This window comes from Streptomyces sp. SAI-127 (genome assembly GCF_029894425.1).
Taxonomy (GTDB): Bacteria; Actinomycetota; Actinomycetes; order Streptomycetales; family Streptomycetaceae; genus Streptomyces.
This window is the reverse complement of the sequence record NZ_JARXYJ010000001.1, coordinates 4,255,990-4,278,119: the sequence shown is the minus strand read 5'-3', so window position 1 is coordinate 4,278,119 and position 22,130 is coordinate 4,255,990. Positions and strand designations below refer to the sequence as shown.

Here is a 22,130-nt window from a genome sequence, read left to right as displayed (position 1 = left end):
CGGCCTTGGGACAGCCCCTGGGGCCTCCCCCGGGGCCTCCCCTGGGACGGGCCTTGGGGTCGCCCCGGGGATCGGCTCTGGGACCGATCCCGGTGTCGGCTCGGGCCCCGGCCCGGGTACCGGCCTTGGGACAGCCCATGGGACCGGCCTTGGGGCAGCCCCTGGGGCCTCCCCCGGGACAGGCCTTGGGGTCGCCCCGGGGATCGGCCCTGGGACCGATCCTGGGACCGATCCCGGTGTCGGCTCGGTGGAGGTGGCTGGCCCGCAGGAAGACCCCCACGACCAGCACGACACCTACGCCCGCCACGACCAGGACAGCATCTACGCCCCCCACTACCGGGACGACACCTACGAGCCGTACGACTTCCTGCCCGCCGTGCCCCAGACGGAGCCGGTGCCTTCGCCGACGCCCTGGTACGACGACACGTCGCACGAGACCCGCTGGGCGGCCCTGAAAGAGGCGGCCACGCCGCCGGAGGAATCCCCGGAGAAGCCCCCGCCCACCGACTGACGCGTCAGTTGTTCTCGGCCAGCAGGCCCCGGAGTTCCTTCGGGAGCAGGTCCGCGCACGCCTTCTCCGCCTGGTTGGTGAGGGCGTCGTTCGTGCACGTGTAGTACTCGTCGTAGACGAGCCGCGCGGTGAAGACCCCCGCCACCAGGGCGATGGCCAGGGAGGCGGTGACCAGGCCGCTCACCGCGGCGGTGGTCTGGGGGCGGGCCGACTGCGGCGGAACGGGAGTGTCGGGGTCCGGGGTGCGGGGCTTGGCGCGCAACGCGCTGATGCCCCAGTACAGGGCCAGGGCACCCAGGAGCAGGGCCAGATACAGCCAGCCGAAGAGGGCGAAGAAGAAGGCCCACATGCCGGAGAGCAGGGCGTAGCGGGCGCGGCGCTGAGCGGGGTCCGTCGGGTCCCAGCGCGGGCCCGGACCCGCGTTGCCCTGTCCTTCCGGGCCGCCGCCGGGGCCGGCGCCCGGGCGGTTGCCGAAGCCGCCGTCGGAGCGGCCCGGCTGGCGGTCGCTCCACTGACTGCCCCACGGGGTGCGTCCTCGGGTGCCGTCGTCCTGGCCGTCGTCCGAGCCCTCGGGGCGGCGCGGCTGCCACGGGCGGTCCGGGGCGCCCTCCGGCGGCGGCGCGAAGGGGTTGTCGTCCTCGGCCGTACCGCCCCGCCCCTCGTCGTTCTTCTTGTCGGAGGAAGGAGCGTCCGGCGGCGAGGCGGGCTGCTCCCGCAGCAGCATGCCGCTGCGCACCCCTCCCTGCACCGACTGCTGGGGGAGCGTGAGGAGTCGCAGGCTGCGGTCCGACATCAAGTGAGCGTCTTCCCCTTGAAGGATGTGACTTGCACGGTTTGCGTGGATGGAACGGTTCGGTGGGCCCGTCGGCGCGGGCCTCACCCCGTGAACGCACCGCGCACCACCCGCGTTCCCGGACCGGTCCCTCCCAGACGCTACCTTCCGGCCACGCCCCCGTCCCGTGGGGGCCTCCCGGTGTGCCGGTATCGTTGCTGACGTTCGGCCGCTTCGTAGACTTCCCCGTATCCCGGGGCTCGAAGCATTCGTACGACCGTACAAACGCTCCCCCCGAGAAAGGGCCCCGCCGTGGCCGCCAAGCCCGTGGCCGAGCAGGCCAGGCCGGTCAAGCGACTGGTCGTGCTGGTCTCCGGATCCGGTACGAACCTACAGGCGCTCCTTGACGCCATCGAGACGACCGGCGCGGCGGCCTACGGTGCCGAGATCGTGGCCGTGGGGGCGGACCGCGAGAACATCGAGGGGCTCGCGCGGGCCGAGCGGGTCGGGATTCCCACCTTCGTCCGCAAGGTCAAGGACTTCGAGACCCGCGAGGAGTGGGACGCCGCCCTCGCCGAGGCCGTCTCCGCGTACGAACCCGACCTCGTGGTGTCCGCCGGGTTCATGAAGATCGTGGGCAAGGAGTTCCTCGCGCGCTTCGGCGGCCGGTTCGTGAACACCCACCCCGCGCTGCTGCCCAGTTTTCCGGGGGCCCACGGAGTGCGCGACGCGCTCGCGTACGGAGCCAGGGTCACCGGCTGCACCGTCCACTTCGTCGACGACGGCGTCGACACCGGACCGATCATCGCCCAGGGCGTGGTGGAGATCCGGGACGAGGACGACGAGAGCGCTCTGCACGAGCGCATCAAGGAAGTCGAGCGAAGGCTGCTCGTCGAGGTCGTGGGGCGGCTCGCCCGCAACGGCTATCGCATTGAGGGACGAAAGGTAGTTATCCAGTGACCGCCGAGAGCATCGAGAACGGCAAGCGGGCCATCCGTCGCGCGCTCGTCAGCGTCTACGACAAGACCGGGCTCGAAGAGCTTGCCCGCGGGCTGCACGAAGCCGGCGTCGAACTCGTCTCCACCGGGTCCACCGCGGGCCGTATCGCCGCCGCCGGCGTCCCCGTCACCAAGGTCGAGGAGCTCACCGGCTTCCCCGAGTGCCTGGACGGCCGCGTCAAGACCCTGCACCCGCGCGTGCACGCCGGCATCCTCGCCGACCTGCGGCTCGAGGACCACCGGCAGCAGCTGGCGGAGCTGGGCATCGAGCCGTTCGACCTGGTCGTCAGCAACCTCTACCCGTTCCGCGAGACCGTCGCCTCCGGTGCCACCCCCGACGAGTGCGTCGAGCAGATCGACATCGGCGGCCCGTCGATGGTCCGCGCGGCCGCCAAGAACCACCCGTCCGTCGCGATCGTCACGAGCCCCGCGCGGTACGGCGACGTCCTCGCCGCGGTCAAGGACGGCGGCTTCGACCTCACCACCCGCAAGCGGCTCGCCGCCGAGGCCTTCCGGCACACCGCCGAGTACGACATCGCGGTCGCCGGCTGGTTCGCCAGCTCCTACGCCCCCGTGGACGAGTCGCTCTTCCCCGACTTCCTCGGCGCCACCCTGGAGCGCCGCAACACCCTGCGCTACGGCGAGAACCCGCACCAGCCCGCCGCGCTCTACGTCGACGGCACGGGGGTCGGCCTCGCCGAGGCCGAGCAGCTGCACGGCAAGGAGATGTCGTACAACAACTACACGGACACGGACGCCGCCCGCCGTGCCGCGTACGACCACACCGAGCCGGCCGTCGCGATCATCAAGCACGCCAACCCCTGCGGCATCGCGATCGGCGCGGACGTCGCCGAGGCGCACCGCAAGGCACACGCGTGTGACCCGCTGTCGGCCTTCGGCGGGGTCATCGCCGTCAACCGGCCGGTCAGCAAGGAGATGGCGGAGCAGGTCGCCGAGATCTTCACCGAGGTCATCGTCGCGCCCGACTACGAGGACGGCGCCCTCGAAGCCCTCGCCAAGAAGAAGAACCTCCGGGTCCTGAAGGCCCCGGCCGCCCCCGCGCACCCCGCCGAGGTCAAGCCCATCGACGGCGGCGCGCTCCTCCAGGTCACCGACCGCCTCCAGGCCGAGGGCGACGACCCGGCGAACTGGACCCTGGCGACCGGCGAGGCCCTGAGCGCGGACGAGCTCGGCGAGCTCGCCTTCGCCTGGCGGGCCTGCCGGGCCGTCAAGTCCAACGCCATCCTCCTCGCCAAGGACGGCGCGTCGGTCGGCGTCGGCATGGGGCAGGTCAACCGGGTGGACTCGGCGAAGCTGGCCGTCGAGCGGGCCGGCGCCGAGCGCGCGCAGGGCTCGTACGCGGCCTCGGACGCCTTCTTCCCGTTCCCGGACGGCCTGGAGGTCCTTCTGGAAGCCGGTGTGAAGGCGGTCGTCCAGCCGGGCGGCTCGATGCGTGACGAACTCGTCGTCGAGGCCGCGCAGAAGGCCGGCATCACGATGTACTTCACGGGGACGCGGCACTTCTTCCACTGACGGAACACCTCACAGGGCGGCGCCGCGATCGACATCTACGTCGAACTACGCAGCGCCGCCCACGTGTTGGGCCCCACCTGCCCGTCCACCTCCAGCCCCTTGGCGCTCTGGAACTGCTTGACCGCCGACTGGGTGTCCCTGCCGAACTCGCCGTCCACGCCCGAACCGCCCACGCTGTAACCGCGCTTGGTGAGCATGCACTGCACCTGCACGACCCGCTGGCCCTTGTCGCCGTAGTCGGTGAGTTCGGTGCCGGAGTAGTAGGTGCAGCCGGAGATCCAGGCGGGGGTGGCCGGGGGCGCCGCGGTCTTGGTCACCGTGGCGGTGGGGGTGGGGGCGGTGCTGTTTCCGCCGCCCGTGCCGCCGCCGTTCCGGGTGGCCGTCGCGGACGGAGTGCTGACCGGCGCGCTGCTGCTCTCCTCCACGGGGGCCGCCGTCTGCGCCTCGCTCTTGTCCTTCTTCTTCCCGCCGGCGTCCTTGCCGGAGGGTGAGGCGGAGGCGCCGGTCCCGGAAGAGGTCGGTGCGGCGGAGGCGCTGACGCTGCCGGAGCGCGTCGGTGCGGCGGCGGCCGGGGAGTCGAGGCCCGGACGGGTGAGCAGGAAGGCACCGACGGCCACGGCTCCGACGGCGATCCCCGCGACGGCGGCCAAGAGGGGCCTCCGCCGCTTACCGGAACCGGTGGCCGGGGCGGGGACCGGTGAGAGCACCGGCTCCGTGGGCGTGCGGAAGTGGGGGGACTGCCGGACGGGCACGCCCTCCAGCACGGCACACCCCTGCTGCCGGTCCAGGAGCCGGGCGGCCAGCGGGTCGTGCCAGTGGGACGCGCGGCCGTGTCCGGCGGCCGTGGCCGCGTCGATCAGCTGCCGCGGGGCGGGACGCCCGGCGGGGTCCTTGGCGAGACAGGCGGACAGCAGCGCGGCCAACGCGGGGTCCGCCTGTGCGAGTTCGGCCATGACCTCGGTGTCGGGTGCCTCGAAGGCGACCCGGTGCATGACGTCCACGCCGGTCCCGTCGCCGAAGGGGGCGTGCCCGGTGGCGGCGTAGACGATGGTGCAGCCGAGGGAGAAGACGTCGGAGGCGGCGTCGCAGCGGCCCTCGCGCAGGTACTCGGGCGCCATGTACGCGGCCGTGCCGACCCGGTTGCCGGTCGTGGTGATCGCGCTGCTGTCGGCCGCGCGGGAGATGCCGAAGTCGATGACGTGCGTGCCCCGGGGGGACAGGATCACGTTGGACGGTTTGAGATCCCGGTGCACGACCCCGGCGGCGGCCAGCGCCGACAGGGCCTCCCCGAGTTCCGCGACCAGCCGCCACACCCCGGCCGGCTCCAGCAGCCCGCACTCGCGGACGGCCTCGGCGAGGTTGAGGCCGGGCAGGTACTCGGTGGCCATCCACAGCAGCGCGTCGTCGAATCCGGTGCCCAGCAGATGCGGTGCGCGCGGTGTGCGCACCCGGCCGTGCACGGAGGCCTCCCGCTCGAAGCGCCGCCGGAAGTCCGGGCCTTCGGCGTACTCGGGCCGGATCACCTTCACGGCGGCGAGTCCCGGGGCGTCGTCGGCGCGCCGGGCCAGATAGACCCGGCCCATGCCGCCGCTGCCGAGCAGCCCGAGCGGGACGTAGGGTCCGATACGTCCGGGATCGGCGGGCAGCAGCGGGGCCGCGCCCGCCTGCCGCAGCGCGTCACCGGCCGCCGGTATGTCTGTCACGGTCCCCCCGACCTGCCTTTTCTTTCCTCAACGTGCACTCAGGTCACGCCAGTTGACTGAGGAGAGGCTAGCGCCCCGCTGCGGGGGAGTGCCGGGATACGGGGGGAACGCGGCCCGCGCATACGTGAGCGCGGTCTCCGGCCCTCCCCCGAAGGGGCCGGAGACCGCGCGGTCCGCGCCGGGTCAGGTCACCCGGGTGCCGTCGGGCTGGACGCCGGTGACGCGCGTGCCGTCGCTGTGGTAGCCGCCGGTCACCCGCGTGCCGTCCGGGTGGTAGCCGCCGGTCACCCGGGTGCCGTCCGGTGCGGCGAGGTCCCGGTCGTCCGGGGCCGCCCAGTCGCGGTTGGCGTCCGTGACGACGGTCACGCGGGTGCCGTCCGGTGCGGTGCCCTCGCGCGAGTCCGGTACGGCCGCGGACGCGGCCGCCGCGGAGCCGGCGACCAGTGCCCCGGCCGCGAGCAGCAGGGCGGCGGGCTTGATGATGTTCACGTCGATACCCCCAGGTGAACTTCGGTGGTGGTGCCGCCTAAACGGCATGCGCCCACCCTGCCGGTCCGTCCCCCGCGCGGGTACCTGAGAAGTCTCAGGGTCACTTCGCGCCGGGCGGCGTGTACTCCTTGAGGTGGCGTGCGACCCGGGACGCGTAGCCGCGGTACTTCTCGGGGACCCCGCCCGCTTTGTTCACCGTCTCGTAGGAGGTCCGGTACCCCGCTGCGATCAGCACCCGGCGGTCGCCCGGCAGACCCCCGTCCAGGCGGGGCGCGATCCAGCACAGGTAACGGGCCATCGCCGGGATGGACTCGGCGGGCGGGAAGGGGGGTTCGGGCACGGTGTCGGCGGGCGTGCCGTCCGCGTTCATCCAGTACCGCAGCACCCTCGGGGTCCAACGGGCGATGCCGTACTCGTCGTCGGCAGGGTCGGAGAGGTCCGGGTCGAAGTTGCTCTCCGTCTTCAGCATGGCGGCGATCAGGGCGGGGGTGACGTTCTCCTGCGCGCAGTCGTGCGCCGACTCGACGATCAGTACCCGGTAGGTGGCCGGGACGTCCTTGTCCGTACGGAGTTCGGCGGCGCCGTAGGTCGCCGGTGCGGAGGCGTCGCGGGTGGGGCCGTTGTCGCCGGAGGTCCAGTCGCTGATGCCGTAACCCAGCGCGGCCAGCGCGCCGGCGGCGAGCGCGGCCGCCGTGATCGTCGTACGACGGAGGCGGCGCGCGAGGAACGGGCGAGGCGAGCGGGCGGTTCCGGCCGCCGTCTCCACGCGGCGCAACAGCGGCTCGACGGTGACGCGTTCGGCGTGCGTGCGGGTGAGGCAGTCGTGGATGATCTCCCGCCAGTCGTCGGGGAGTTCGGGGGACAGCCGCAGTTCGTCGGTGCCGCGGGCGTAGGCGGCGGCCGCGTCCCGGCGCGCCGTCGGGGTGCCGCCGGGCAGCGGGAAGGTGTCGGTGAGGACCAGGTGCGCGAGGACGCCGAAGGCCCAGATGTCGGCGGAGGGGCGGATCCGGCGGCCGCGTTCGCCGATCTCCGCCCAGAGGAGTTCCGGCGGGGTGTAGTCGGGTGTGGAGAAGGCGGGGGTGTAGGCGTGGGTGCCCTCCAGCTCCGCGGCCATGTTGAAGTCGGCGAGCCGGGCCGAACCGTTGTCCATCAGCAGGACGTTGGCGGGCTTCAGATCGCCGTGCACCCAGTTCGCGCGGTGCAGCTGGGCCAGTCCCTCGCAGATCTGGGCGAGCAGGGCGGGGCCGGACGGCGGGCGGGGCCGGGTGGCCAGCAGGGCCGACAGGGAGGTCTGCGCCTTCTCCAGTACGAGGACGGTGGCGCCGTCCAACTCCGGGCGCTCGGGGTCGTCGACGACGAGGGTGTCGTACATCCGGATCAGACGGGGGCGCCTGAGGCTGCGGTACAACCGCACCTCGCGCTCCACGAGTTCACGCAGATGGGTGAGCCGGCGGGGCGTCCCGGTGCCGGTGGGCAGGAACTTCAGGGCGGCCGTCGCGGGCTGCCCGTCCCGCCGCCGGCCCTCGTACACGCTCCCGAAGGCGCCCGTGGCGATCGGCTCGCGTACCTCCCAGCCGCCCACCCGGTAGCCCCGGGGTACCGGCACGGCGTACGGCTCGGTCACCGGGCCGCCCCGCCGGAACCCGTCAGCACCACCAGGTCCTCCTCGCGGACCAGGTCGAAGCGGAGCGCCAGGGAGACCAGGGACTCCTTCTTGCCGTTCAGCCGCGGGCCCGGGTCGGCCTCCTCCGGGCCGGGCTTCAGGCGCAGCTTCACCGCCAGGTAGTCGATGTTCCACTGCACCGAAGTGCGGGAGGCCGCCGCCCAGTTGGGGCGCAGCCGCTCGACCACCTGGTCCACGGTGGGCAGCGGGGCATGCGGTTCGCCGCGCAGCCGGGGCTCGCACAGGGCGGCCAGGACCGCGAAGTACCGCTTGGTCCGGTCGACGGAGAAGGCGGGCGCGGTGGTCGTCCCCTCGATGTCGCCGTCGGCGCGCAGATAGTCGTGGCGCGGCGCCCACACGTCGATGGCGATCAGGTCGCCCGCGGCCGGCAGCACGATCCGCGAGAACTCGAAGGGGACCGGCGCCTCCAGGCGCCCCGGCCCGACCTTGATGTGCTCGCCCGCGCCCTCCGGGTTCTCCACGACGTACGTCTGGCGCCCGGACAGGTTGCTCAGCGCCCAGAACGCGCCCTGCGCGGTGATCTCGCCGGCTCTTCGGGACACCCCCTCATGGGGGATCCGCACCGCGCAGGCGGCGCTGCGTCCGAAGGTCAGCCGCTCGCCCGGGGCGAGTCGCAGCTGCAGTGGTGTGGTCCGGTCCTCCGTGGTCGGCGGAGGTACCACGATGATGCTGTACACGGTCCGTCTCCCCGTCCCCGCGTGTCTACGAGCCAGGGTGGGTGACGCCCCGGGGCCGTGTCACGACGTGACACGGCCCCGGGGGAAGTATGGCGAGAAGGCGACGTGGCGATCCGCCGCCGATTGTGGTGAAGCGGTGCTCAGTTCGTACGGATGACGATGGTCGAGCAGACCTTGTCGGCGAAGGTCTGACGCTTGGCGTCCCAGGCCGGCCACAGCCAGCCGAGGTAGCACGCGAGGCTGTCCAGGAAGTGCGCGAGACGGCGCACGAAGGCCATGCCGACGCCGAGGGGCTGCCCGTCGCTCTCCCGCACCAGGCGGATGCCGAGCGCCTTCTTGCCGAGCGTCTGGCCGGTACGGCCCTCCATGATCAGCAGCCAGATCGCGATGCCGATGATGCCGAGGTAGCCGATGATCACCAGGGCCGCCGTCTTGTTGGCCGCTCCGACGCCCACGATGATGTACGGGACCACGAACACGAGCATGTCGACCAGGGTGCCGAGGAAGCGCTGGCCCCAGTTCGCGTACGGGGGCTGCGCGCCGTAGCCCGGCTGCTGCGGGTAGCCGTAGGCGGAGGCCGGGACCTGCGGAGCCTGCGGGTAGCCGTAGCCCGGCTGCTGGGGGTATCCCTGCTGCGGCGGTACGCCCTGGGGGGCCTGCTGCGGCGGCTGCTGCGGGTAGCCGTAACCGGGCTGCTGCGGCGGCTGCTGCTGGGGGTAGCCGTAACCGGGCTGCTGCTGCGGCGGCTGCTGGGGGTTCTGCGGCTTCTCGTAAGGGTTGTTGGGCGAGCCGAAACTCATGATGATCCTCCGTGGGCCAAGCTGGGGACAATGCGGACTGCGCGGAGGAACATCACGGTCTGAGCGGTTTGCCCCCCGAACATCAACCGCGATACTGCGCCAGACATCGTTCTAGGCAGGTGTGTTGTTGTCCAGCCTCATTCGGTATGTGTTGTGCAAGTGCAACCTCGCCGATCTTGAGCGGGGCAATCGTGGAACCCGGATTGGAACCGGGGCCGGGTCATCCGCGAGGATGGGGACATGACCGCCCAGATTCTCGATGGCAAGGCCACCGCAGCCGCGATCAAGTCCGATCTGACCGCCCGCGTGGCGGCGCTGAAGGAGAAGGGCGTCACGCCCGGCCTCGGCACGATCCTCGTCGGGAGCGACCCCGGCAGCCAGAAGTACGTCGCCGGCAAGCACCGGGACTGCGCGGAGGTCGGCATCGCCTCCATCCAGCGTGAACTGCCCGAGACGGCCACGCAGGAGGAGATCGAGGCGGTCGTCCGCGAGCTGAACGACGACCCGGGCTGCACCGGTTACATCGTCCAGCTGCCGCTGCCCAAGGGCATCGACGAGAACCGCATCCTCGAACTCATGGACCCGGACAAGGACGCGGACGGGCTGCACCCGATGAACCTCGGGCGGCTGGTCCTCAACGAGCCGGCGCCGCTGCCGTGCACGCCGAACGGTGTGCTGACGCTGTTGCGCCGGTACGGCGTCGAGATCAAGGGTGCGGAGGTGGTGGTCGTCGGCCGTGGCGTGACGATCGGCCGCTCGATGCCGCTGCTGCTCACCCGGCGCAGTGAGAACGCGACGGTGACCCAGTGCCACACCGGCACCCGTGATCTGTCCTTCCACCTCAAGCGCGCGGACATCATCGTCGCCGCCGCCGGTTCCGCCCACCTGATCCGTCCCGAGGACGTGAAGCCGGGCGCCGCCGTCCTCGACGTCGGCGTCTCCCGCAACGCCGAGGGCAGGATCGTCGGCGACGTCCACCCCGGCGTCGCCGAAGTCGCCGGCTTCATCTCCCCGAACCCCGGCGGCGTCGGCCCGATGACCCGCGCCCAGCTGCTCGTCAACGTGGTCGAGGCGGCGGAGCGCAGTGTCGGCTGAGGCACGGGGCCCCGAGAAGCGGGGAGCCGGGACGAGGGGCTCCCGGGAGGCGGGCGCGGAGTCGGCCGGGGCAGGCGGGTCGCGGATGGCGGGCGCGGAGTCGGCCGGGGCAGGCGGGTCGCGGGCGGCGGGAGCGGATGCCGCTGAGGCGCAAGGGCATCGGAAGGCGGGTGCGGCCGACGTCGGGCCCCAGGAGTCGGTGGCCGGGGCGCCCGGGGCCGAGAAGCGGGGAGCCGGGACGAGGGGCTCCCGGGAGGCGGGCGCGGAGTCGGCCGGGGCAGGCGGGTCGCGGGAGGCGGGTGTGGACGGCGTCGGGCCCCAGGAGTCGGTGGCCGAGGCGCAAGGGCATCGGAAGGCTGGTGCGGCCGGCGTCGGGCCCCAGGAGTCGGTGGCCGAGGTGCCCGGGGCCGAGAAGCGGACGGTCGGCGAGCGGGCGGCCCGGACACCCGGTACGAGGGCGACCGCGGCGCGGGGCTCTCAGGATCAGGGCGGGGCGTCGGCCGGATCGGGCGCGTCCCGGAAACCGGGTGCCAGGGCGGCCGAGACAGGGGAGCTCCGTATGTCGGATGCCAGAGCCGCCGAGGCGGGGAAGGTCCGTGAACCCGGAGCCACGACCGCCGAGGCGGGGGAGGCCCGCGAGCCCGGTACCACGGTTGCCGCGGATCCCCCCGCTGGGACCTCGGACGGCCTCGACGGCGAGTCGGACAAGGCGTCGGATCCCGAGTCGCAGGCCGAAGTCGTCGTGCGGGACGCGATCAGTGCGCCCGATGTGGACGGGCGGCCCCGACGGGCGACCCGGCGGTTTCCGCTGTTCACCAGGGACACCGCGCGGCCCGAGGGCGGTGGCCGGGCCGCGCCGCGGGACGCTCCGGCGCCCGCCCGGCAGTGGCCGGTGCTCGCCGTGCTGGCCACGGTGGGGCTCGGGCTGCTGCTGACCGCCCTCGACCAGTTCCGCTACGGCACGCTGCTCATCGGCCTCGCCCTGCTCGCCGGCGCCGTGCTGCGCTGGCTGCTGCCGGACGTCGGCATGCTCGCCGTGCGCTCCCGCTTCACCGACATCGCCACCTACGGCGTGCTCGGCACCGCGATCGTCCTGCTGGCGATGATGGTGCAGCCGAACCCGTGGCTGGTGATCCCCTTCCTCAAGGACACCCTGCACTTCACGGTCAGCAGCAACTGACCCGAAGCAGGCACGGGACGGCGGTCCGCCCCCACCCCCGATGAGGGACGGACCGCCGTCACGGCTCAGCCTCCCGTGCCGCGAACTGCCTGTTCAACGGCTGTCAGTTTGCTGTGGCACAGCCGTGACCGTTCCGGCACGGTGTGCGCGACCAGCCACAACCGCCCCCGGACCAGGAACCGATCAGGCCTCTGACGTCGTCAATTGCCTGGAAGCAGGTGAGGACGCCGTGGAGGTGGGCGATGAGTGGCTGGCAGGCGCTGCCCGACGATCTGCCGCCGGAGGTACGGCACTTCGTGGAGCAGCTCAGACAGCTCAAGGACCGCACGGGGCTCAGCCTGGTCGCGCTCGGCGCCCGCACCGCGTACAGCAAGTCCTCCTGGCACCGCTATCTCAACGCCACCCAGCCGCCACCCCGTCAGGCCGTCGCCGCCCTGTGCCGGATCGCGGGTCTCGACACCGCCGACACCGACCGCTTCGGTGTGCGCTGGGAACTGGCGGTCCAGGCCTGGCCCCGCCCGGCGGCGGCGCCCGCACCCACCGCCAGGGGCGAGGAGTACGAGGACGACCCGACCCTGCCCTGGTGGGACGAGCGCCCCGAAGAGGGCGCCCGCGGAATGAACCGCTTGTTGCTTTTCGCCGTACTTCTGCTTGTCCTCCTGCTGTTGGCCGGGGTGGCCGGTGCCGTGGTGTCCGGGTGAGCCGGGAACTCCCGTGGCGGGCGTTATTACCGGTGTGTTCCTCCTGTGACGATGTATTGACAACTTCGCGCATTTGACACAGAACCGTTCGACAGCGGAGCTAATGTGTCGAACTTGCCGACGCCCCCGTGCGTCTCCACGCCGGGAGCTGAGATCCTTGGCGGACGCACTCCCGTGGGGGGCACGGGGGAGCGGGGAACAACCAGCACCGACCGGGGGAAAGAGGGGGAGCAATGCCTCGCTGGAGGGCTTTGCCGGATGAACTGGATCCGCAGGTCAGAGAGTTCGCGAGCCAGTTGCGGCGGCTCGTGGACCGCAGCGGCCTGAGCATCGCGGCCGTCGCCGACCGCACGGGTTACAGCAAGACGTCCTGGGAGCGGTATCTCAACGGCCGGCTGCTCGCGCCGAAGGGCGCGATCGTCGCCCTGGCCGAGGTCACCGGCACCAATCCCATTCACCTGACGACGATGTGGGAGCTCGCCGAACGGGCCTGGAGCCGTTCGGAGATGCGCCACGACATGACCATGGAGGCCATCCGGATCTCCCAGGCGCGAGCCGCGCTCGGCGAGTTCGGGGCGCCGCCCGCCAGCGCCAAGGGCAGCAAGACGGCCCGCAGGAGCAGCAGCGCGACGGCGACGCCGGGAGTGGCGGGACCTGCGGGAGTCTCCCCTACGGTGCCGCCGCAGCCGACGGCGGCGGAAGCCGACAGCGTCGAGACACGGCAGGGCTCCTCGGGCGGGAACTCCTGGGGCGTGGCCGGATATCAGGGGCCCTCGCAGCCCTCTTCTGGGCGTACGGCCGCGGCGGCGCCCGTCCCCGCCGGCGGTGCGGGGTGGACGCCGGAGGCGCCCGGGCCGTACGACGAGCCGCAGGACGCGCGGCCCGCGAACGGCTCCTCCGGTGGCGCCGGTGGGTCCGCCGAGTCCGGTGGCTCCGGTGGGGGGAAGCGGCGGCTGACGATGTTCCTCTCGGGGGTCGTCGGGGTGCTGGTCGTGGTCGCCGCCGTGTTCTTCCTGACCGACGGGGGCGGCGACAAGAAGAACGCGGGGGCCGGCAAGTCGTCGTCGCCGTCCGCCAGCGCGTCCGTCTCGCTGCCCGCCGGGGTGAAGTGCAGTGGTGCGGGGTGCACCGGCAAGGACGCCGAGGCCATGGGGTGCAGTGGGAATCTCGTGACGACCGCCAAGACCGCGACGGTGGGCGCGACCGTGGTCGAGGTGCGGTACAGCGAGACCTGTGGCGCGGCCTGGGGGAGGGTCACCCAGGCCGGGCAGGGGGACAAGGTCGAGGTGACCGCGGGGAAGGCGACCGAGCAGAGCGGGAACATCACCGAGGCCGGGGACACGATCGCCTATACGCCGATGGTGGCGGTGAAGGACGCCGGTGGGGCGAAGGCCTGCGTGACGCTGGCTTCCGGGCAGTCGGGGTGCACCGACTGAGGGGGTTCCCGCCCCCTCGGTGGGTAAATCTTCAGCGACCGTGCATGGGCTGATGAATCGGGGGCACGCGAACCGTACCCCCACGGGAGTCCGGAAATCGGTACCCCCATACGGCGGCCGCCTTCGTCCTCCCTCTCCCGGACGGGCGGCCGCCTCTTTTGTCGGTCGTTCGCGGAATGGTTGCGGGGTCGTTGTGGGGTGGGCCACACGGGGCCGGACGTCCGGCATCCCGGATGCGCGATAGCCTGACCGCTGGATCTCTCTTGACGCCAAGAGATCGATCAAACGTCCGGGGCAGGGACGCCCCACCGCCAGCTGTCATACGGAGAACGCCATGACCCGCACTCCCGTGAACGTCACCGTCACCGGCGCGGCCGGCCAGATCGGTTACGCCCTGCTCTTCCGCATCGCCTCCGGCCAGCTGCTCGGCGCGGACGTGCCGGTCAAGCTTCGCCTCCTGGAGATCACCCCCGCGCTGAAGGCCGCCGAGGGCACCGCCATGGAGCTCGACGACTGCGCCTTCCCGCTCCTCCAGGGCATCGACATCACGGACGACCCGAACGTCGCCTTCGACGGCACCAACGTCGGTCTGCTCGTCGGCGCCCGCCCCCGCACCAAGGGCATGGAGCGCGGTGACCTCCTGGAGGCCAACGGCGGCATCTTCAAGCCGCAGGGCAAGGCCATCAACGACCACGCCGCGGACGACGTGAAGATCCTGGTCGTCGGCAACCCGGCCAACACCAACGCGCTGATCGCCCAGGCCGCCGCCCCGGACGTACCGGCGGCGCGCTTCACCGCGATGACCCGCCTCGACCACAACCGCGCGCTGACCCAGCTCGCGAAGAAGACGGGCACCACGGTCGCCGACATCAAGCGGCTGACCATCTGGGGCAACCACTCCGCCACGCAGTACCCGGACATCTTCCACGCCACGGTGGCCGGCAAGAACGCAGCCGAGACCGTCAACGACGAGAAGTGGCTGGCCGAGGACTTCATCCCGACCGTCGCCAAGCGCGGTGCGGCCATCATCGAGGCCCGTGGCGCCTCGTCGGCCGCCTCCGCCGCCAACGCCGCCATCGACCACGTCCACACCTGGGTCAACGGCACCGCGGACGGCGACTGGACCTCCATGGGCATCCCGTCGGACGGTTCCTACGGCGTCCCGGAGGGCCTGATCTCGTCCTTCCCCGTCACCACCAAGGACGGCGTCTACGAGATCGTCCAGGGCCTGGAGATCAACGAGTTCTCCCGCGCCCGCATCGACGCCTCCGTCAAGGAGCTGGAGGAGGAGCGCGAGGCGGTGCGCGCGCTCGGCCTCATCTGAGTCTTCTCGACGGCTCTGTCACGAGCCTGCACGGGCCCTGTTCCGGTTCCATCCGGAACAGGGCCCGTGGCCGTTTTTCGCCCTACGGTCTGAGCAGTACCCGGTGGGGTGATGCGGGGGGTTCGCGATGAACGGCTGGAACGGCTACAGCTCCGGTTCCGGAGCGGAACACGAACCGAGCGAGGAGAGGGGCCGCGCGGCCTGGAGCTCGGGGGACACGGGGACCGCCCCGCCGTGGGCGTCCGCCCAGACGCACACCTCGCTCGCGCCTCCCTGGGCGACGGCCGGGACACCGGCTTCCCCCACCCCGCCCTGGCCACCGGTGGCGCAGGCTCCCGCGGGTCCCCCGCACGCGCCCCACCGGGTCCGACGGGTGCTCGCCGCCCTCGCGGTGGCCGTCCTGGTCGGGGTCTCGGTCGGGGTCGGTGTCTGGTGGCTCATCCGCGACACCTCCCTCGGATCCGGTTCCGGGCGGGGCGCCGGTCCGGCCCAGGGCGTCACGGCCACGCCGTCCCCGTCGCCTTCCGTCTCCACCGCCTCGGGGTACCGCCGGGTCCAGGATCCCGTCGGCTACACCGTCGACGTTCCCCGGGGCTGGACCCGCACCGAGAAGCAGGGGCAGTCCGCTCCGGTCGTCGTCTACGACGCCCCCGCCGACGGCCGCCGGCTCCAGGTCTTCCGGCTCGCGGAGGACACCCCGGCCCAGTCCCTCGGCCTGGCCGAGAACGACCCCGGCTACGGTTTCTCGCGCCTGCCCGGCTACCAGGTCCTCGACCGGGCCTCCGGCACCGCCTGGGCCGAGCTCGCCTACCGCTACGACGACACGGAGCTCGGCACCCGCCAGGTCGTCGACCACCGTTTCCGGTCCGCCGACGGGAGGCTCTACGCGATCCGCGCCTCCGGCCCCGCCGCCCTCGCGCCCGCCCTGGTGCGCGAGCCTCTCACCAGGGCACTGGCCTCCTTCTGCCCGGCGGACACGGAGTGCGGCTGAGCCGGTGCGCAGTGAGCTCTCGGGTCCGTCGGTGCCGACCTGCGATCAGCCGGTCAGCCGCTTCTCGAACCAGTAGTCGCCGTAGACGTGATCCACGTAGGGCGGGATCTCCCGGTAGCCGCACGCCCGGTACATCGTCCGCGCCTCGGTGAGCGAGGCGTGCGTGTCGAGCCGCAGGACGGCCAGGCGGCGGGCGGCGGCCTCCGTCTCCAGGGCCGCCAGGATCCGCCGGGCGAGGCCGAGGCGGCGGGCGTCCGGGTGCACCCACACATGGCGGATCTCGCCGACGCGCGGCTCCAGCCGGCGCAGCGCGCCGCAGCCCACGGGGCGGCCCTCCTCGTACGCCACGAAGAACGCGCCCGCGTTCCCGGAGACCTCCTCGGGGCGCACCAGGTCGGACTTGTCGAAGCCCTCCGGGAAGCGGGCGTCGATGTCGGCGGCGTAGGCGTCGAGGCAGGCGCGGGCGTCGGGGGCGGCGCCGTCGACCGGGGCCACGGTGATGCCGGCCAGGCGCAGCAGGCGCTGGGCGGTGCTCATCGCCTCGGTGAGCCGGTCGCGCTGGGGCCCGGTGAGTCCGTCGAGCAGACCGGCCGCGAGGACGTCGGCCCGGCGGTTCTGCTCGTCGAGTTCGATTCTTCCGGCGCGGGTCAGCTCGACCATGCGCAGCCGGCTGTCGCCCGGGTGGACGCTGACCCGGACCATGCCCTGCGCCTGCAGGGTCTTCACCATCCGGCTCAGATATCCGGCGTCCAGACCGAGCCGGGTCCTGAGCTCGCGCAGCGAGACCCCCTCGCCGATCTCGAACAGCAGCCGCGCCTCGCCGAGCGGGCGGTCCTGGCCGAGGTAGTGGTCGTCCAGGGCGCCGATACGGCGGGTGAAGTAGCGGTTGAACCGGCGGAACTCCGCCACGTGCTGTGCCGACACCGGGTCCATAATCTTTGACTCTAGTCAAATGAATCTGCCGCTGTCCACAGGTCGGCATTCCGGTTTCCCGGCCCCACCCGCACCTCTATGCTGATTGGTTGTCAACAACAGCACTGAGCAAGGCCATTGCACGCATCGGGGGAAGTGGCGTGAGTACTGCATTCGTGCCTCAGCAACCGCAGCCGACATCGGGCGGCGCACCACCGTCGTCGGCACCACCTGGACCGGCCACACCACCGCACGCCAGTGAGGCGACCCGGCTGCTGTGCGCGGGCACCTATCTGGATTCCGGTTACCGCGACCGGGTCATCGAGCAGCTGCACCTGAACGAACAGCGGATCGTGGCGCCCTCGCTCGGCCTCGACGCGGCCCGGGTGCTCGCACACGCGCTGCGGGCCCGGCGCCAGGAGCTCCTGTGGGCCGGGCTGATCCTGGGCCTGTGGGTGATCGGGCTGCCGCTGACCGGCGGGCTCCTGTTCGTGTTCCTCGGTCCCAGCCTGATGCTCGCGGCTGCCTCATGGATCCGGGGCAGGAGCGCGAACCCGCCGCTGTACCGGCGGGTGCCCGCCTTCTTCGTGCGCTGGTGGGGGCGGCTCGTCTACGCCGCGTTCCTGATCCTGGCCCTCGTCGTCGCGTTCGGCGGAGGCGACGACGACTCGTCCTCCTACGGTGACTCGGGGTCCTTCGGCGACTCGTACGGCTACGGCGACTCCTACGGGGACTCGCCCGGCCTGTCCGATCTGCTGTTCCCCGACTTCGACGGGGTCAGCGGGCTGATCGGGCCCCTGCAGGCCTGGCTGGTGATCGTCGTCTTCGCGCTGATCGCGGGGTGCGTGGCCGCACAGCGCGGACAGTTCGCCAGGGCGATGGGCGCCGAGCTGTCCCCGCAGCGCTTCCCGGACGCGGCCGGCGACCCCGCCGAGCGGGCCGAGGGACAGCGGTTCCAGCGGCTGAGGCAGCGCATCCGGATCGAGCAGCACGCGCCACTGGTCATGTACCACGAGAAGCGTCCCTTCTGCGGGGCCGGGGCCGCCTACGAGACCTGGGTGCTCGCCGTCGAGCTGCGGCCCGACGAGGCGAAGAAGGAACAGCTGCCGCTGAACAACCGCGCGGTCCTGGAGAAGATCCGCCCGCTGCTCGAACAGCTGCGGCTGCCCTCCGAGTTCGCCGGACACACGGTCCGCGACCGGCTGCGCTGGCTGGAGATCGACGAGTGCGTGTTCCTGCCCGCGGAGGGACTGCGCCGGCGCGAGGAGGCGCCGTACCACCCGCAGGCCTTCGAGGACCACCGGGCGCGTGCGGTCGAGGAGGGCGCCGAGAAGCGGCGGCACTTCCTGCGGATCCGGGTCGGCGGCTGGGAGGAGGAGCTGGTCGTCACGGTCTTCGTGCGGGTCCACACCCAGGGCCGGATGCTCATGCTGGAGATCGCCCCGCATGTGCTGCTGCCGGTGCGCGAGGACTTCAAGGACGCCGACCGCACGGCCCACACCTACCGGCACAACAACGTGGTCGGGAAGGCGGCCTGGGCGGTGGCCCGGGTGCCGGGCTCCGCGGCCCGCTCCCTCGTCACCCTCGGCAGGGGCGTGGGGTACGCCTGGAAGCTGCTGACCGGCGGCCACGCGGGCGCGCTGCCCGACGGTCCGGCGCTGTCGGTGCGGGAGCTGGGCTCCATGGACGAGGGGTCCCGCTTCCAGGAGATGGACGCCTCCCGCTACCTCAGGAGCGTGCAGGACCGGGTCGCGCACGGCGTGCTGACCGCGCTGGCCGAATCCGGTTACCAGACCGGCGAGTTCGTCCAGAAGATCGTGAACATCAGCAGCGGCGGCGTGAACGTCGAGGGCGGTGTCCACGGCAGCACGTTCGCGGTGGGCAAGAACGCCACCGCGTCCTCCGCCAACGGCGGCGCAGGGTCTGTGCCACAGAAGGGAACCAGCGGCAATGGCAACGGATGAGCCAGGCGTCAGCATCAGTGGCGGTGTCCACGGCAGCACCTTCGCCATCGGCAGCCACGCGCACGCCGAGAGCCACCACGGTACGGCGCCCCAGCGGGACGAGGCCGCCGAGGCGCTCCTGACCGCCGTACGGGAACTCCGCGAGGACCTCACGCGACTCAGGGCCACCGACGAGACGGCGGCACTGGACAGCGCGCTGGCCGAGACGGAGGAGGAGATCGTCACGACGGGGCAGGCGGGGCCGACCCGTCGGGAACGCCTGCGGGCGCTGCTGGACGACTCGCAGGCACTGGTCGGTCTGGTCGCTTCGGCGGGGGCCGTGGCGGGGCTGCTGGGGTTGTGAGAGGGCGCGATGCGGTAAGTGCCGGTCCACGGGGGGCCGCGGTGAGTGGGAAGGGGACGCCATGAGCGGGGGCGTGCGGTACTGGAACGAGGAGACGCAGCGGTGGGAGGACGGGGACGGCAGCGGGACCGCGACCGGTCCGGTCACTCCGCCGCCACCGGCCCGGCCGGGCGCTGTGCCGACGTGGCCGCCGGGGGTGCCCGGGGCCGCGGACGGCGCGCCGCCGGCTGACGGGACCGCCGCCACCCCCACGGCTGAGCCGGTCGCGCCCGTGTGGCCGCCGGCGGCCGGATCGGTCGGGACGGAGGAAGCCCCCGACGAAACCGTGGGCGCGGCTGCGGGGTCCGGCTCCGCCCCCGCCCCGCCGCCCCCGCTCTCCCCGCCCGCCGGCTGGCCCGGAACCGGAGGCGGCGGCAGCACCTGGCACGGACCCGGCGCTCCCGGCGCCCCCGACAGCGGCTGGTCCTCCGTCGAGCAGATCGGTGGCGGATCCGCGCCGTCGGCCGAGTGGTCGGGGACTTCCTGGTCGACCGCCGATCACACCGCCGCCCAGACGCCCGTCACCACGCCGCCCACCGGGACGAACCGCCGGCTCGTCTGGTCGGTGCTCGGCGGTGTCGCCGCCGTCGGTGTCGCCGTGACCCTGATGCTGACGCTGGTCGGCGGCGGGGACGAGGACGACAAGGCCGGTGACGCGAGCCCGACACCCACGGGGGTCGTCTCGCAGCAGAGCGGTCCCGACGAGTCGCCGACCCCCTCACCGACCGGGGACACCGCGTCCCCGCTCGCCTCGGCGCCCGAACTCCCCGCCGGGTACGAGCTGTACGAGGACGAGGAGGGCTTCCGTGTCGCACGGCCCGCGGGCTGGTCGCGCACCACGGTGGCGTCCAAGTACGGCATCGACGTGGTCAACTACCGCAGCGCGGACGGCGAACGCCGGCTCCAAGTGTACCAGGTCGCGGAGGAGTCCCCGGAGGCGTCCTTCGAGCTCTACCTCTCCGCCGACACGCCCAAGCCGGACGGCTTCGAGCAGCTGGACCTCCAGCCCGTCGAGGAGGACGGGTTCACGGGCGAACGCCTGGAGTACCGGGCCGACTCCCTCAGCGGTGAGCCGGACGTGGGCCCCTGGCACGTCTACGACGAGCGGTTCGTCGCCCAGGACGGCCTCATCTACGCGATCGCCGCGTACGGCCTGGAGAACGACGGCGGCCAGGACGAACTGGAACTCCTGACCACCGCTCTCTCCGGCTTCTGCGCGCCCTACGCCTGCGACGCGGCGTCGATCGACTGAACCGGCGTCCGGCCGCATCCGCCGCCGTACCTTTCGTCCTGTTTTGCCCTCATGTTCAGTGAGCCAGCCCACTTTCGGCCACCGATTGCGCATGCAATCGAGGCGCGGGGGCAGGCGACGACGGTCCCCGTGAGTGACACGTGTGTGACACAGGGGAACTGAACAGGAACGGAAGGCAACACCGATCATGGCCGGACAGCAGGCGCGGCAGGAGCCGCAGACCATCCACGCGGGCGGCGAGTGGCGCGCAGCCGTCTCCGGGGCCACTCGTGAGATCCTCGACCCCGCCGACGCGCGGCCGTTCGCCGTTGTCGCCGAGGGGGACGAGAAGGACACCGACCTGGCGGTCGCCGCCGCCCGCCAGGCCTTCGACTCGGGACAAGGCCCCTGGCCGCTCACCCCCGTCGCCGAACGCGCCGCACTTCTGCGCCGCGTCGCCGATCTTCTTGTACGCGACCGCGAAGAGCTCGGCCTCCTGGAGAGCCGTGACGCGGGCAAGACGGTGGAGGAGGGCCGGGTCGACATCGACTGTGTCGCCGACGCCTTCCGCTACTTCGCCGACCTGGTCGCGGGCGAGGCGCCCGGCCGGGTGGTGGACGCCGGCTCGACCGACATCCACAGCGTCGTCGTCCACGAACCCGTCGGCGTGTGCGCGCTGATCACGCCCTGGAACTACCCGCTCCTCCAGGCCAGTTGGAAGATCGCTCCCGCGCTCGCGGCCGGCAACACCTTCGTGGTCAAGCCGAGCGAGATCACCCCGATGACGACGATCGCGCTCATCGAGCTGCTGGTCGAGGCCGGTCTGCCGGAAGGTGTGGCCAACATCGTCACCGGGCCCGGCCACACGGTCGGCGCCCGGCTCGCCGAGCACCCCGACGTCGACCTCGTCTCCTTCACCGGTGGCCTGGTCAGCGGCACGAAGGTCGCACAGGCGGCGGCCGTCTCGGTGAAGAAGGTCGCCCTCGAACTCGGCGGCAAGAACCCCAACGTCGTCTTCGCCGACGCCTGCGCCACCCCCCAGGGCTTCGACACCGCGGTCGACCAGGCCCTCAACGCCGCCTTCATCCACAGCGGTCAGGTCTGCTCCGCGGGCGGTCGCCTCATCGTCGAGGAGTCCGTCCGGGACCGCTTCGTCGCCGAACTCGCCCGCCGGGCCTCGAAGATCCGCCTCGGCCGCGGCACCGAGGACGGTGTCGAGTGCGGGCCGCTGGTCTCCGATCAGCAGCGCGCCAAGGTCGAGTCGTACGTGGCCTCCGCGCTCGCCGAGGGCGCGGTGCTGCGCTCCGGCGGACAGCGCCCCGAGCCGTCGGCCGAGCGTCCCGCCGACGGCTACTTCTACGAGCCGACCGTCCTCGACCGCTGCCACCGCGAGATGCGGGTCGTGCGGGAGGAGGTCTTCGGACCGGTCCTCACCGTCGAGACCTTCCGCACCGAGGCCGAGGCGATCGCCCTCGCCAACGACACCGAGTACGGCCTCGCCGGCGCCGTCTGGACCACCGACGCCGGACGTGCCCGCCGGGTCGCCGGCCGTCTCCGCCACGGGACCGTCTGGATCAACGACTTCCACCCCTACCTCCCGCAGGCGGAGTGGGGCGGCTTCGGAAAGAGCGGAGTGGGCCGCGAGCTCGGCCCCGCCGGACTCGCCGAGTACCGCGAGAGCAAGCACGTCTACCAGAACCTCGCGCCGAAGCCGGTCCGCTGGTTCGCCGGCTGAGACCACTCGCCC

General features: G+C 72.4%; 19 protein-coding genes. 12 read left to right on the top strand and 7 right to left on the bottom strand.

All coding sequences use genetic code 11. The features are described from left to right. Positions 1-515: 515 nt before the first annotated feature. Positions 516-1,304, bottom strand: coding sequence for a hypothetical protein (locus M2157_RS19395; RefSeq protein ID WP_280863023.1), 789 nt, complete (start codon positions 1,302-1,304; stop codon positions 516-518). A 291-nt stretch (positions 1,305-1,595) separates the two neighbouring features. Here M2157_RS19395 and purN point away from each other — a divergent pair, with 291 nt between their 5' ends. Beyond that, positions 1,596-2,243, top strand: a complete 648-nt coding sequence (gene purN / locus M2157_RS19390) for a phosphoribosylglycinamide formyltransferase (RefSeq protein ID WP_266521313.1) — start codon at positions 1,596-1,598, stop codon at positions 2,241-2,243. Further along, positions 2,240-3,814 (top strand): bifunctional phosphoribosylaminoimidazolecarboxamide formyltransferase/IMP cyclohydrolase, encoded by a 1,575-nt coding sequence (gene purH / locus M2157_RS19385; RefSeq protein ID WP_280865822.1) that lies wholly within the window; start codon positions 2,240-2,242, stop codon positions 3,812-3,814. The genes purN and purH overlap by 4 nt, the downstream gene beginning before the upstream one ends. A 35-nt stretch (positions 3,815-3,849) precedes the next feature. Here the strand turns inward: purH and M2157_RS19380 are convergent, their stop codons facing one another. The 5 genes from M2157_RS19380 to M2157_RS19360 form a co-directional block, all read right to left on the bottom strand. Continuing rightward, the gene (locus tag M2157_RS19380; RefSeq protein ID WP_280865821.1) at positions 3,850-5,517 is read right to left on the bottom strand and encodes a serine/threonine-protein kinase; all 1,668 of its coding nucleotides are present in this window, start codon (positions 5,515-5,517) and stop codon (positions 3,850-3,852) included. 183 nt (positions 5,518-5,700) lie between these two features. Further along, positions 5,701-6,006: a hypothetical protein gene (locus M2157_RS19375; protein WP_280865820.1), complete on the bottom strand. Its 306-nt coding sequence runs from the start codon at positions 6,004-6,006 to the stop codon at positions 5,701-5,703. A 100-nt stretch (positions 6,007-6,106) separates the two neighbouring features. Then, a complete protein-coding gene (locus M2157_RS19370) occupies positions 6,107-7,630 on the bottom strand; it encodes a protein kinase (protein WP_280865819.1) in 1,524 nt (507 codons plus the stop codon). Continuing rightward, complete coding sequence (locus M2157_RS19365) at positions 7,627-8,367, bottom strand: FHA domain-containing protein (protein WP_280863018.1); 741 nt, start codon at positions 8,365-8,367, stop codon at positions 7,627-7,629. The genes M2157_RS19370 and M2157_RS19365 overlap by 4 nt, the downstream gene beginning before the upstream one ends. Before the next feature lie 140 nt (positions 8,368-8,507). Further along, positions 8,508-9,167: an RDD family protein gene (locus tag M2157_RS19360; RefSeq protein ID WP_280863017.1), complete on the bottom strand. Its 660-nt coding sequence runs from the start codon at positions 9,165-9,167 to the stop codon at positions 8,508-8,510. A gap of 240 nt (positions 9,168-9,407) precedes the next feature. On the opposite strand from M2157_RS19360, the gene M2157_RS19355 reads away from it, so the two are divergent. The 6 genes from M2157_RS19355 (at position 9,408) to M2157_RS19330 (ending at position 15,894) form a co-directional block, all read left to right on the top strand. Beyond that, positions 9,408-10,262 carry a bifunctional methylenetetrahydrofolate dehydrogenase/methenyltetrahydrofolate cyclohydrolase gene (locus tag M2157_RS19355; protein ID WP_280863016.1) on the top strand — a complete coding sequence of 285 codons (855 nt, stop codon included), beginning with the start codon at positions 9,408-9,410 and terminating at the stop codon, positions 10,260-10,262. A gap of 559 nt (positions 10,263-10,821) precedes the next feature. Then, a complete protein-coding gene (locus M2157_RS19350) occupies positions 10,822-11,442 on the top strand; it encodes a DUF3017 domain-containing protein (protein ID WP_280865818.1) in 621 nt (206 codons plus the stop codon). 242 nt (positions 11,443-11,684) lie between these two features. Beyond that, entirely contained in the window at positions 11,685-12,143 is a 459-nt protein-coding gene (locus M2157_RS19345; protein WP_280863015.1) for a helix-turn-helix transcriptional regulator, read from the top strand. A gap of 251 nt (positions 12,144-12,394) precedes the next feature. Continuing rightward, complete coding sequence (locus M2157_RS19340) at positions 12,395-13,579, top strand: XRE family transcriptional regulator (RefSeq protein WP_280863014.1); 1,185 nt, start codon at positions 12,395-12,397, stop codon at positions 13,577-13,579. A 334-nt stretch (positions 13,580-13,913) separates the two neighbouring features. After that, positions 13,914-14,903, top strand: a complete 990-nt coding sequence (locus M2157_RS19335; protein WP_059204831.1) for a malate dehydrogenase — start codon at positions 13,914-13,916, stop codon at positions 14,901-14,903. A gap of 127 nt (positions 14,904-15,030) precedes the next feature. Further along, the gene (locus M2157_RS19330) at positions 15,031-15,894 is read left to right on the top strand and encodes a hypothetical protein (protein WP_280863013.1); all 864 of its coding nucleotides are present in this window, start codon (positions 15,031-15,033) and stop codon (positions 15,892-15,894) included. A 45-nt stretch (positions 15,895-15,939) separates the two neighbouring features. Here the strand turns inward: M2157_RS19330 and M2157_RS19325 are convergent, their stop codons facing one another. After that, entirely contained in the window at positions 15,940-16,827 is an 888-nt protein-coding gene (locus tag M2157_RS19325) for a helix-turn-helix domain-containing GNAT family N-acetyltransferase (protein ID WP_280865817.1), read from the bottom strand. A gap of 140 nt (positions 16,828-16,967) precedes the next feature. Between M2157_RS19325 and M2157_RS19320 the strand changes: the two genes are divergently transcribed. The 4 genes from M2157_RS19320 (at position 16,968) to M2157_RS19305 (ending at position 22,118) form a co-directional block, all read left to right on the top strand. Beyond that, positions 16,968-18,770, top strand: a complete 1,803-nt coding sequence (locus M2157_RS19320; protein WP_280865816.1) for a hypothetical protein — start codon at positions 16,968-16,970, stop codon at positions 18,768-18,770. Then, positions 18,757-19,113 (top strand): hypothetical protein, encoded by a 357-nt coding sequence (locus M2157_RS19315; protein WP_280865815.1) that lies wholly within the window; start codon positions 18,757-18,759, stop codon positions 19,111-19,113. The genes M2157_RS19320 and M2157_RS19315 overlap by 14 nt, the downstream gene beginning before the upstream one ends. 61 nt (positions 19,114-19,174) lie before the next feature. Next, positions 19,175-20,404: a hypothetical protein gene (locus tag M2157_RS19310; RefSeq protein WP_280865814.1), complete on the top strand. Its 1,230-nt coding sequence runs from the start codon at positions 19,175-19,177 to the stop codon at positions 20,402-20,404. 187 nt (positions 20,405-20,591) lie between these two features. Continuing rightward, on the top strand, positions 20,592-22,118 hold the full coding sequence (locus M2157_RS19305) for an aldehyde dehydrogenase family protein (RefSeq protein WP_280863008.1): 1,527 nt from the start codon (positions 20,592-20,594) through the stop codon (positions 22,116-22,118). Positions 22,119-22,130: the final 12 nt, after the last annotated feature.